Source organism: Paenibacillus solani (assembly GCF_050475945.1).
Classification (GTDB): Bacteria; Bacillota; Bacilli; order Paenibacillales; family Paenibacillaceae; genus Paenibacillus_AQ; species Paenibacillus_AQ solani_A.
In genome coordinates this window covers 180,432-193,511 of the sequence record NZ_JBCMXJ010000010.1, presented here as the reverse complement: position 1 = coordinate 193,511, position 13,080 = coordinate 180,432, and the positions used below count along the sequence as shown (strand labels likewise).

The following is a 13,080-nucleotide window of genomic DNA, read 5'->3' as shown; positions in this document are numbered from 1 at the left end:
TGCGCAGTCGCCGGATTATAACGTTGAAGACAACAAAGCATGAGTAATGTGATCGTACAAAAAAACCGACTATTTCATGAGAGTCGGTTTTTCTCACATTATAGAGAGAATTGGTTTTCGCTTTTTTCTTGACGTCGCCACAATATAATCGGGATAAGTAATAAGGAAAGTATACCTCCGGAAACGGTAAGCATGGCGTAACTGGATTGAGCTACCACCATACCAGAGATGGCACCACCTGATGCACCTGCTAAAGCAATTAATACATCAACTGACCCTTGTGTTTTAGCGCGATTTGCTGGAGTTGTTGCATCCACAATTATCGCAGTTCCACTTATCAATCCAAAGTTCCATCCTAATCCTAGAAGAGATAGGGCAACGATCAAGACGACCAAGGAATCCGTTGGGGCAACTGCAGCCACGATCCCTGCAAGCAGAAGTGTAATTCCAGAAGCAACTGCCATCGCTGTACGACCAATCTTATCTACCAGAACACCAGTAACAAGGGATGGTAAATACATCGAGCCGACATGAAACCCAATGACAAGGCCCACTTCGCTAAGTCCATGCCCATGGTGTCTCATATGTACGGGCGTCATTGTCATGATGGCTACCATAACAATTTGCGTTAAGATCATAACTATTGCGCCAAGAGTGATTCCTCTCTTTTCTGCTCTTTGATTAACTTCTTCCTTTAATGAAGAGGCATTATCATCGTCCTTTCTATGAAGAGCAATCGCATTAGCTACCAACAAAGGATCGGGACGCAAAAAGACAAGTAAAACAATTCCCGCGAGACCGTAAGCCGCCGCTGCCAGTAAAAATGGGCCGGCTAAACTGGGGATACCCAATGAGAGTGCTAAATCACCAGTGACGTTCACTAAATTTGGACCTGCCACTGCACCAAATGTAGTAAACACCATCGCTGTACTGGCTGCAGTTGCCCGTTGCTTTGAGTTTGCGAGGTCGGTCCCTGCATAACGTGCTTGTAAATTGGTTGCCGTTCCTCCGCCATATATCAATAGAGATATTAATAGCAGTATAAGGCTATTTGTCATGGCAGCAAACACGACACCAATTGCTCCTAAACTTCCCGCTAGAAATCCCATGCCCAATCCCAAATTCCGTCCATATCGCTGGGAAAGACGGCCAACAAGAAAGGCCGCAGCAGCTGAACCTAACGTAAATAGAGCTGTTGGAACACCCGTAAAACTGTCAGTTCCGAGCATGTCTTGAGCCAAAAGTGCTCCCACGGTAATTCCCGCCGCGAGACCGGCACCTCCAAAAATTTGGGATATGATGACGGTGGTTAATGTCCGCCGATATAATTTACGTTGTTTTTCTGGTGAATCAACATAGCCCTGTATAGATGCTGGCAGCTTCTTAAGGTCCTTATTTAAAGTCATTAGTCCCGACATCCTTCCACAGTAACCAACTGTATGAATTTAAATTGATTTCTGACCGCTCTTGGTTTACCCGATAACCTCCTTCTCACCAGTTGGCTTGGTTATAATAGTATTCCAGTCTTGAACCCTCATGCTGAATCGAGCTGCATCCAACCCTCTAGATTTTAATAACTCAATTGCCTTTACAGACATTAGACAGTACGGGCCTCTGCAATACGCTACAATCTTAGACTTTACTGGTAATGAATCTAACTGTTCAGCTAACTCTTCAATCGGTATTGAAATAGCACCTGGAATGTGTGCAGCTTCAAATTCATCCTTGGGTCGGACATCAATAAGCGTCACTTCTCCTGCTTCCCTGCGGCTCAAGAGTTCTTCCAATGATATTTCTTCTATATCCGATAGCTGATCCAAAAATTTATTCTTGATATGCTGCACTTCAAAAAGCTGTTTCTCAGATAACCTATATAAGGAATCTAAAAAGTGTAAAACTGCAGGATCTGCAAGTTCATAAATAACAAAATTTCCTCGTTTCTTAAACACTACTAATTTAGCATGATGGAGAGTTTGGAGATGCTGAGAGACATTAGCTATAGACATGGAAGTGATTTTCGATAAAGCTTCAACAGATTTTGGTCCTTGTGTTAAGATTTCTAGGATTTCTAATCGTTTGGGACTTGAAAGACATTTACCAATTCGCGTAAATTCCTTATATAAATTATCCTTAAAATCTCTCTCATTCATCGTTCCAACACCTCGGATTTTATTCAATTGATTTCTTGAATAGTTTATTTTCAATTCCATCTTGTGTCAACTTAATAAATATCTTTGATATGAACAGGCAGCCTATAATTATAATTTCTAGTACAAAAAAACCGCACACAATGGTGCAAGCTCTCCTATTACACAAAAAACAAACCGCGTAAAACACACGGCTTCTTCAATTAGTTCATTCATATATAACATTCTGCCGATTAACTCCAGGATTGGATGAACGCACGGATTACGCTTTGGATATATATCAGGGTTCCTTCCTGGATGTCTCTATCCCCTGAACGATCCAGATGCTTCAGGGCATTCTCCAATTGATGAACCGCTTGTTTCATTTGTGACGGTGCTACCGAATAAATATCAGGAGCCCCTCCGTAAGTCGCTTATTAAATTGAAGTTGACATACTTAACTTTTAATTAGCTCTTCATTCCTATCCAGCTAACCTACTAGATACTTCAATGAAATAAAAAGGAGCCAACTCGCGAAGCGGCTCCTGTACTATTTTTCCCCAATCCTCTTGTAAGGCCCACGTAATCTCAGCTCGATCCTCTATTAGGTTAATCAATCGCTTCTCCTAAATCTTAAATGTTTTCATTTATCCAAGCACGCAACCTATCAGCATAGTAAGCGCGTTCATCCGGATCGGTCTGAGAACCCTTTGTCAGATAAAGTTGATCATTCACATATCTAGGATAAACATGGAGATGATAATGCCACACGTCCTGATTGCCAGCAGGCTCATTATGTTGCCGCGTAGAAATCCCATCACATCTATATGTACTTTTCATTGCAAACGCTGTAAGCTGAGCCGCGCGGTGAATTTCAATAGCATAATCCCCAGGGAGTTCAAAAATGTTCTCGAAATGTTGATTAGGAACAACAAGAACATGTCCTTTATTGTTAGGCCACCATTTGCTCGCTATAAATGCGGTTACATATTCATTCTGATAAATGATCTCTCTCTGTTTAGTACCCATATTAACAGGGCAAAACGGGCATTCGTATCCTTCAGGCATATGAGAATATGTTTTCATTGTTTCTAATTCAATCCCTTCACATTTTTCACATTGAGATTATAGACGCTGGCAACCTCTGTTCGTTGCGTTATTCTGCCCATTACTTAATGAAATTGGATCGAAACATAGCTTGATACTTGTCTAATCGGTAAATGGCCTACTCGGGATAAGAACTTGTACCGATAAAACAAAAAAGCCACTATTTTTGCGACTTACAAAAGGATTATGCTCCTATCCATCGACATCGACAGCCCTTTAGTTGGATAAAAACAGCCGATCACGTACTCCTTTCTTCTATGAAACTAACGTTTCCGTTAGTTTAAAACAGCATTTAATCTGTAGGAGATAGAGATGTAGTATGATGATGATCTAATTGAAACCAATAATTAATTATGTGTTCGTACTGGTGTAATTAAAAAAAGGGTGGATGAATCGATATCTTCAGGTATTAGGATTATGGGACTTACTTTTCCAGTAAACCTAATTCTGATCTTCTCACTTTCAATGGATCGGAGTAGATCAACTAAAAGCTTTCCGTTAAGGGAGATGTTAAAATCCTCCCCCTCCATTTCAATTAAGGGTATCTCATTTTGGATCTCCCCGATATCGGCTGTCTGAGAAAACAGTGCTAAGGCACATGTAGTTGTCGCTAATTTTATTATACTTTCACCCGCTAATACAGAGACGCATTCCACAGCACGTAACAAAAGATTTGATTCAAGTAAAACTTCAGATATATAACCTTTAGGGATTATATTCATTATTGATGGAAAGACACCATCAATTAGAACAGAATCAATTTTTAGTTCATTCGTAGTAAATCTGACTTGATTTGCAAACGTAACAATCTCAGTTGTATCATCATCATTTTTCAAGAGTTTTGATATTTCATATAGATTTTGGGCCGGGATCAAAATTTTTGTATTGTTGTTCCAATTATTTTCGGTATAAATAGTTCGAGAAGCAAGGCGAATTCCATCAGTAACAACTAATCTCAGATAATCATTGTTATAATCGAACGAAACTCCCGTCAACACCGGTCTCGCTTCGGACGATGAAGCTGCAATTGCCACCTGCCTAATTGTTGATTTCAGTAAAGAATTGTTTATTCTAAACTTAGCATTCATAGGGTAATCTTTATTAATGGACGGAAATTCGCCAGGGTCCATACCTTGTAACCGAATCTGTGAACTACCAGATATAATTGTGAGAATTAAACCTTGATTAACCTCAAATATAATTAACCCCTCGTTAAGTTTGCGAATGACTTCAATAAAATACCGTGCTGGTACAACAATTCCACCTGTTCTATATATAATCAATGAATCACTGTCCTGGGAAACCCTATACTGTATTGTCATACTTGTGTTACTTGTCGTAAACACTATTTCGGTTGTATGTACCTCTATACATATGCCTGCTAAAACGGGTATTAGGTTGTTATGTGATACAGCTTTTAATACAAGTTGCAGAACGTTAATAAGAGAATCCTTTCTTATATCGATTAGCAAAGGTTCCACCTATCTTCCAAATAAATTAATTTGAATAAAAAGATTCAATCATATTGCGGATGACCTGCGAACGGGATTGATTGTTGTTCATACACTCCTTTTCAAGTCTCTCCCACATATCATCTGTTAAGGTTAATGATACTTTCTTAGTAATGCCTATACTCTTTCTACCCGCTCCCTCTCTCAGACCACCTCTTGAGAACAAAAAACCTAGTTGACCTTCCTTATTGGATACACCTATTTTTATGTTATTATCGCTCAATCCGTTCCCTCTTCCTTCGCGATTTTGATTTAAGTAACTTTTTTCAAAATGACTTACTTTCATTTTATCACATCAATTTCGAGCTGGCAATTTTTTTCAAATGATGAGTGGGCTATCTAAGTTTAGAAAACTACAATTCTACTTCCCTGTTCGTTTGCATAAAAAGGCAGCTGATCGCTCTGATCAGCTGCCTTCTCTTCTTTATGTTTTAGTTATTCCAATGTCTTGCTCAGTTGAATATCATATTCCTCAACATAATTGCGGTAACGTTCACCACTAAAGAAATCCACAATATCTTTATTAATTTCTGGATACAGTTGAATAGAATGTAACTCCGAAATAGGGATCCACTTGACTCCACTCTGATGAGTGTCTGAATTTTCAGGAAGTTTGGGAATCGATCCTGGTTTCAACTTACATTCAAATGTAACTCCTACTGAGTGAGTATCTCCATAAATATAGTTGGTTTTCGTTGGTTGATATTCGTAAACGAAAGCAACTGGACCAACTTCGACCTCTATCACATCCCATTAGGTATAATATGTTCTATACAACGTAGCACAACGGTGCCTGCAGTAATGAAAAACAACGATTAATCTCTTTTATAGCCTCGCTGCCGTCTTTCAATTCGTCGTTGAGTTTCCAATAAAAATCAGAGTGTCAACACGGTTATTAGTTCGTCTCCAATGATTTCGCCATTGTCACGGAACCCGAGGCTTTCATAAAGTTTTTTAGCGGGCAAGTTATCTGCCTTATAAGAAATCCAGCAGTAATGTGCAGGCCCAGCCGGATAGGTGCGTATAAATTCCAAGATTTTGTTCATAGCTTCTCGACCGTAGCCTTGGTTCTGAAATTGCTTGTCAATCATCAGTCGTAAGATACAATAGCTGTCGTGTGCGATTGATGGGAGGTCATATCCGGTAATTCCATAAGTCAACATAACAAAACCGACAGGCTGCTCATCGGAGTAAATGGCAAACGGAAGTGGATGTCCACCGTTGATAGCAAGGACATAGCACGAAGCCACGCTTGACAGATTGGACGCAACGAAACGCCGTTGTTCTTCGGAAACTTCCAAGTTAAATATGGCGCGTCGATTTTCCAGCGTTATTTTTCTAAGGGTAATCATGCAGATCGTCTCCTTCATAGATCCAGGTTTTGCGCCGCGGTCGCATGTATAACTTACAGTTTTCACCAAAAAATTAATAGACTTATGTTGGATTTTTTTATATACTATTATGTATCCATGGCATTTTTAGGGTATCCTTTTTGGCATATGACAATCGGTTAATCGGCACATAATTGTGCCGGTTTTATTTTTTTGTAAGTGTATCTTGTCTGATAGTTAGCAAAAGGGCATCTGCCGCCGTCGATCAAATCATATCGGGAAATGTAATAAAGTTAAATACAGATATAATGAACAAATTTGACGGATACCGCACGAGTTTTACTCTTTGGCAATTGCTGTTTTAACCTCATTCATGCTGAAAAACCTCTGCACGCAATTGGTCGCCCACAGAGGTTTTCACATCACCGTTATGCTATTTTCCGCTTATACTTCATACCAATAGCCCTTAATTCCTTGTTCGAGCCGAACCAGGGCTTCCAAATAATAATAATCTCCCCAGATCATATAATCATCCGGTGCCCGGTCCCCTCTCACATGGTAGGAGCCGTGCTTCAACAGCCCCTCCGCATCCGGCAGATCCATCGTTGAATAATGCTCCACCAATGCCTTCATGCTGCGATGCAAGGCATCTTCGAACAGCAACCGGTCCGGGTCACGGTCTTCGATCAGCTCCAGCAGTTCCAACAGGCCGCATGCCGTAATAGCCGAAGCCGAGCTGTCGCGAGGAGTGCTCTCCTCAATCGGCACATCGAAATCCCAGTAAACAACCGCATCCGCCGCCATATGTCCGATGAAATAACGGGCAAGACGTTTGGCCGTGTCCAAAAAGTCCTCATGCTTTGTATACCGGTAGGCGAGCGCAAATCCGTAAATCCCCCAGGCCTGACCGCGCGTCCAGGTCGATCCGTCTTGGTACCCTTGATGGGTTCCACCGCGAATCGCTTGTCCATTGTTAACATCAAAGTAAAACGTATGGTAGGAAGAGCCGTCTCCCCGTACCAGAAACTTCTGGCTCTGCAAAGCGTGTTTCATGGCAACATCGTAATATTTGGCATCACCTGTCTGCTCATGAGCCCAGAACAACAGCGGAAGATTCAATAGACAATCAATAATGATCCGTCCCCCGTTCTCGGGATCATCCGCTTGTCCCCACGCCTGAATAATCTCCATATGGGGACGCCATCGCGCCAACAAGGTATCTGCCGCCTGCAATGCTACAGTCCGGGCGGTTTCACTTCCCGTTACACGCCACTGCGCTACCGCAGACAGGGAATATAGAAAACCGATGTCATGGTGGTCCAAAGCGACGTGCCGGTCCAGCCGTTCCTTGAAATGGGCCAGATACGACTCGGCCGCCTCCTTATAAAAGGGGTCCTGTCCATATTCGTAAGCAAGCCATATCATGCCGACATAGAATCCTTCGATCCAGTCGTTATTATCTCCCCACTCATATTGCTGTCCCTCGATAATATGAGGCAATTTTCCCGGATGCTTCACTATGTTTTGCTTTATTTTCTGCATCGCATCCTCGATGGCGCCTTTCCACATATTCATCCTCCTCTTACCCCTTGTGTGTTAAGTGCGACAAGTCCAAACAAAATCGGACGCTTCCGTTCCTCGGATCTGTAACCGAGATTTTCCCTTCATGGCTGCACTCCACGGCGGGAGGAAAATCACAGCCTATACGATTCTCTTCACAGTTGGAAGCACCGTATACGGCCGAGATCAGCACATGTTCTCCCGGTTCCAGCCGGGCAGTTAATGTTGGGATCATCGTTCTCGGTTTGAGCAGGTTCGTATTGGCTTCCGGGTAGACAATAATGGCTCCACCGTATCCCTGCACATTCACAATGCCGCTGATTCCCCCAGGCATCATCGCGGCGATCCGGTCGGCTTCTGCCCTGACCGCTTCCGTCTCATTTAGAGCAAAATCCGTCATCCTTCCGACGGCGAATCCGCCCTCTGCGGCAGTCAGGGGCCGGTCTGAACGAATACGGTGAATCCGCACATGCCACAGTCCAGCAGGAATCAGCCATGTCCGTATTTCAACGTCATGCCAAGGGAGCCATCTGGAATAAACATGCGACTCTTCAATTCGGAATTCCTCGCAAAAACGCCGCACGCGATAATGCTCGTCGCATTCGCTCAGGGCAAGCATCGAATCATAAGCCCCTTCTCCGAGACCATAGTACCCTTTAGGAACACTGAAACCAAAGCGTGTAGAGTAGGCGAATTTGGCATATTTAGCTGCACTGTGCGCCATCTCGAAATTCGCCATCTGCCCGGATGCCAAAGCCGTAATATGGCCATCATTCTCCGGCTTGCATATCAGCATTCTGGCATGAGGCTGAACTGACACCGCTTTCAAACTTGGCAAGGGCTCTTCCTCCACGCTCCAGAACGGGTGATCGTCAGGCAAATCCAGTATCAGAAATGATTTAAACGCCCAGTACGGAGATCCCGGAGCATTATAACTCTCCCCCATCACCAGGTTGGGGTAAGCATACCCGATGCTTAACAGACCGTCTGTCGTAAAAATGGGCTGGTCAAACCACCAACGTAAATGCCTCATAATGATCCCTTTGATCACGCCGAGGGAGAATGGCTCAACACCGGCATATACAAGCGCACACCAGAAGGAGACCTGGGCGAAGCGGTAAGTCTGGCTGCGTCCGAAGGGAAGACTGCTTCCGTCCTCGGCAAACCAATAAATGAACTGTTCGGCAAACGTCTTTGCCCGCTCCTTGTACATCAAAGCACGCTTGGGATCATCCTGCTCCATCAGCTTTGCATAAATCAGCGTGTAGAAATGCATCGCAAACGGAATGTAATAATCGCGCTGGTCCGTCTTGCCGTCGGAATACCATCCATCACCCAAATAGTAGGTATCGATCATATCCAAATATTCATCCATGATGGCCTGATCATAAGGCATGCCTACCTTCTTGAAACCCATATTAACCAGCACGGTAAACATCAGCCAATTATTCGGATTGGAATGGTCCACCAGATTGATCTGATTGAGCCAGCGGTGCAGTCGCAGCTTCTCCTCCTCCTGCAGCGGCTCCCACAGCTTATGCGGAGCAAGCGCCAGTCCCAATCCGAACACCGCCTGCTCAACCATCCGCTGATCCTGGGTCACGAAGTCTCCCCAATATTCGGCATGCCCCGGGTCCGTACCGTTCACGATCCCTTTCAGATACCGGAGCCATAAATCCGATTCGCCACCCCCGCCGGCGTGCGGAATCAGCCCCCATAGCGGCCTGGCAAACGACTCCATCAGCGCGATGGCTTCATTATGTATGGCTGCAGTAGATCCGAGTATCAGTCCTGCGTTTCCCGGCGTGAAATGCAGCTTGATGGGCTCCAGCATATCCAGGACGGCTTTCTGCAAATCACCTTTCGTACGAAGTGCATTGCCTTGCAACGCTCCAGTTGTCTGCTCCATGGTCTCGCTTCCTTTCTCTTATTCGCCATCAATCAATTCCAAGACGTAAACTCGCTCGGCGTCATGCCGATCTCCCGCTTGAACAATTTGATAAAATAACTCTTGTTGGCATAACCCAGATAATCCGATATCTCCTCTACCGTCTTATTGGACTGCTGAAGCAGTTGCTTCGCCTTTTGAAGTTTGACCATATTGACATATTCGATAAAATTCTGGTTGGTTTCACGTTTAAACAGGCGGCTGAAGTAACTTGAATTCAGATTCAAATAACCTGCCATCTCTTCAAGCGTCAGCTTCTCGGTCACGTGCTGAATGACATATTTCTGTGCCCGAATGATCTCTGAACGCTTGGAGCGAATGGATAATACACTTAATCTGCGGGATAGCTCTGTCAGATAGACCACGATCCAGCTCCGCAGATGCTGCATGGAATGAATGTCGTTGATCACGTCATACAGCTTCTCTTCGGTTATGCTATCCTGAACCTGCAGCGTCACTTTCGTTTTCATCTGTAAATCCATAAGCAGCTGCAGCACCCATTCCTTCACATCCGCTGGAGGAAACCGGTTCGCCTCCACCCATGCCGCCCAATCCTTGACAATCTCCTCCAAATGCTCCGGCCGGTTTAAGGCCAAGGTATCATTGATTCGCGAGAAGAATGTGGCATAATCGTCATACATATCCCCGCTGGCGAAGGAGTTCTTCTCGAACCGGCAGATGCTGGACTCCTCCAGGTAGAAGCGATGGCTCCATTCCTTGAGCATCGGCATTAATACCATTCGGAGCTCTTCAGGTCCTACAGTTTCTCTTCCTAACAAACAGGTGACCGATATTTTTAAATATTGTTTTACCGCCGTTATGGCCCGCTGAAGAGAATAATACAGCAGCTGCTGTTCCTTGGCAGGATCCTCGCAGCATACCAGCACAACCAGTTCTTTGTTGCTGAAATGGAAAATGACGCTGCGATGCATCGAATCGAGTACTTCCTGCAGTACGTTCTCGACCGCAAATGCAATCGTATAATCGTTCATTTGGCGTGTCCGTGATACTTCAGGCATGCGGTCGATAGAAACAACGAACGGGAAGTAACATCTCGCCTTAAGGTCGACCCCGTACATCCGGGCCTGCTTAATCCACGCTTCCTTGGTCCAGGATAGCTGGTACAGCGTATCCTTCAGCAGTTTATCTTTCAATGCGGGTCGGTTGAGTGATTCTTTGTGCATATACATCATGACTTCTGCCGCTTTATGCTTTTCCGCGTTCAAATCAGCGGCCATGGTATGCAGCAGTTGTTGAAGCTGATCCACATTCAGGCTTTCTTTCAGGATATAATCGTTCACTTTCAGTTTCATGGCTTGCTGCGCATAATGAAATTCGTTATGGCAGGATAGAATCACTGCCCGAAACTTTGGGTTCGCTTCATTGAACTTTTCAAGCATCTCCAGGCCGTTCATCTTGGGCATCCCGATATCTGTGATGATAATGTCAGGCTGCTTGCCCTTCGCATCCTCCCAAGCCTCCAAACCGTTCGAGTAACAGCCGATCAGCTCAATGTCCAGTTCCTTCCACGCAATGCTCTGTGACAAATAACGTACAACAGGGTAATCATCGTCCACCAGAATCGCCGTCAACATCCAGTTCACCTCTCTCCACTTCGAATGGAAACCTTAACGTGATGTTTGTTCCTATATCTTCTTCACTGTGAATCTCCAGTTGGGCGCTAGTCCCGTAGATTAGACGAAGACGCTGGAATACATTCTTGACGCCAATGCCGGAGAATCCTTTTTTGGCAGGAGACGCGCTCTCCTCCTGAACAGGGTCCACATTGGCGCGCAAGATTTGAAGCGTGCTCTCACTCATCCCGATTCCGTTGTCACGAACGGAGATGCTGATGTCATTGGCTCCTTGTTTGGTTATGTGGACCGCTTCAATGAAGATAACGCCGGCAAATTGTTCATAGCCATGAATGATTGCGTTTTCAATGATCGGTTGAATCATAAAGCGCGGAACCAATGCCCTCTCGCAGCCTGCCTCATAATTCACCTCAAGTCTCACCTGGTTGGCATGCCGGAAATTCATCAGCCGGATGTAGTGGTGAACCGTCTGCACCTCTTCATAAAGCGGAATAAATTCGTTGTCACGGTTAATGGTCATACGAAGCAGGGAAGATAAGGAAGCAATTAATTCGGCATTCTCTTGATCCCCTTCAATCAGGATGTTAAGCCTGATCGAGTTCAGAAGATTAAACATAAAATGCGGGTTAATCTGAGCCTGCAGCATCTCTAGTTCAGCCTTCCGCTTCTTGGTCTGCTCCACCGTAATTTGCTCGATACTCGATTCAATCCGATCCAGCATATGATCAATCGTCTTCGCAAGCTGAGTCACCTCATTACTGCCGCGGATACCCGAGCGAATATCCAGCCGACCGCGGCCAATATAGGTGATAAAGCTGCTGAGCTCCCTCATCGGTTTCGTAAATGCCGAGATCAATACCATCAGAAGAATGCAGAACAAGGTAAAGAACAGCACCTGCAGTCCAAAGCTGGTTAATAAAATTTGTTTGTACTTGGAGACCGCCGAGGATAATGGAATCAAACTGACCAGATTCCAATCATTCGGGCGAATGGACTGTTCGGCATAGACGTATTCCTGCCCCTCCATGTGAATGGTTCGTGTAGGTCGGTCCTGATTCCACCAGGTCATTCTGCTTCCGATCAGGGACGGATCAGAGTGGGAGATGACCATGCCCTCCTCGTCCAGCAGCATCATATTCTGATCAGAACCGGAGCCGCTTTGAAGATGGCTGCGGATTTTGCGTTCATTCACACTGATAATCACATATCCGATGATGCTGTTAGAGGACGTTCTTATCGGCCGCCCGATCGTAACCAGATAAGAATCCTTCTGGCCCGCAGCAAAATAATTGTCCTGCAATCCCACCCAATAAGTGGAGAACGGGGGAACTTCATTCATCTTCATGAACCACTCCTGCTTGTATAAGAGTGCCGGGTTAAAGTCGTCGTGTGCATAGTTGGTATATGTAAAATCGTTCTTTCCAAGAATGGTGACATAATAATCGTCATGCTGTCCAAACAGCTCATCAAGCAGCCGGATCAATCGGCTGTGACTCACAAGCGTCTCGTTCCGGTATGCCTGCGACCCCTGCTTCTGACTGGCAATAATCTGCTGTCTAATCTCCGAATTCATCAGCACCATGTTCGACAACTCCAACGTTTGGTCCAGAACGCTGTTCACATCGGATTGAACCGCTCGCAGGGCATCCTCAGAGCTGACAATGGCTCGGTCCAGCAGAAGGTCTTTGGTTAAATAATTGGTCAGCCCATAGATTCCGCCAAGCGGAAGCAGAAAACATAGCAAAGCCGACCAGATCAATTTTTTTCGCAATGAAAATTTGGGAATCATCACCGATGCAGTCCTCAAATCCTAATGAATTGGAATAGGGAAAACCTGAGTTTTCCCTTGACCATCCTCTTATCCTGTTGCTTCATTCAATGCTGCTGACTACCGCTTTTTAC

At 44.7% G+C, this 13,080-nt stretch carries 10 protein-coding genes; all 10 read right to left on the bottom strand.

The window, feature by feature from the left end; translation table 11 throughout:
* Positions 1–98 precede the first annotated feature (98 nt).
* Positions 99–1,406 carry an MFS transporter gene (locus ABEQ74_RS11965; RefSeq protein ID WP_430122406.1) on the bottom strand — a complete coding sequence of 436 codons (1,308 nt, stop codon included), beginning with the start codon at positions 1,404–1,406 and terminating at the stop codon, positions 99–101.
* Positions 1,407–1,472: 66 nt separating this feature from the next.
* Positions 1,473–2,150 carry an ArsR/SmtB family transcription factor gene (locus ABEQ74_RS11960; protein WP_430122405.1) on the bottom strand — a complete coding sequence of 226 codons (678 nt, stop codon included), beginning with the start codon at positions 2,148–2,150 and terminating at the stop codon, positions 1,473–1,475.
* A gap of 609 nt (positions 2,151–2,759) precedes the next feature.
* On the bottom strand, positions 2,760–3,212 hold the full coding sequence (locus ABEQ74_RS11955; protein WP_430122404.1) for an HIT family protein: 453 nt from the start codon (positions 3,210–3,212) through the stop codon (positions 2,760–2,762).
* A gap of 368 nt (positions 3,213–3,580) precedes the next feature.
* The gene (gene dnaN / locus ABEQ74_RS11950) at positions 3,581–4,714 is read right to left on the bottom strand and encodes a DNA polymerase III subunit beta (protein ID WP_430122403.1); all 1,134 of its coding nucleotides are present in this window, start codon (positions 4,712–4,714) and stop codon (positions 3,581–3,583) included.
* A gap of 16 nt (positions 4,715–4,730) precedes the next feature.
* A complete protein-coding gene (locus ABEQ74_RS11945; RefSeq protein WP_430122402.1) occupies positions 4,731–4,967 on the bottom strand; it encodes a CopG family transcriptional regulator in 237 nt (78 codons plus the stop codon).
* Positions 4,968–5,619: 652 nt separating this feature from the next.
* Positions 5,620–6,096: a GNAT family N-acetyltransferase gene (locus ABEQ74_RS11940; protein WP_430122401.1), complete on the bottom strand. Its 477-nt coding sequence runs from the start codon at positions 6,094–6,096 to the stop codon at positions 5,620–5,622.
* Between the two features lie 423 nt (positions 6,097–6,519).
* Positions 6,520–7,644: a glycoside hydrolase family 88 protein gene (locus ABEQ74_RS11935; RefSeq protein ID WP_430122569.1), complete on the bottom strand. Its 1,125-nt coding sequence runs from the start codon at positions 7,642–7,644 to the stop codon at positions 6,520–6,522.
* 13 nt (positions 7,645–7,657) lie between these two features.
* Positions 7,658–9,544, bottom strand: coding sequence for a DUF2264 domain-containing protein (locus tag ABEQ74_RS11930; protein ID WP_430122400.1), 1,887 nt, complete (start codon positions 9,542–9,544; stop codon positions 7,658–7,660).
* A 32-nt stretch (positions 9,545–9,576) separates the two neighbouring features.
* Positions 9,577–11,178 carry a response regulator transcription factor gene (locus tag ABEQ74_RS11925; protein ID WP_430122399.1) on the bottom strand — a complete coding sequence of 534 codons (1,602 nt, stop codon included), beginning with the start codon at positions 11,176–11,178 and terminating at the stop codon, positions 9,577–9,579.
* On the bottom strand, positions 11,150–12,967 hold the full coding sequence (locus tag ABEQ74_RS11920) for a sensor histidine kinase (protein WP_430122568.1): 1,818 nt from the start codon (positions 12,965–12,967) through the stop codon (positions 11,150–11,152). Before ABEQ74_RS11920 ends, ABEQ74_RS11925 begins: the two co-directional genes overlap by 29 nt.
* Positions 12,968–13,080: the final 113 nt, after the last annotated feature.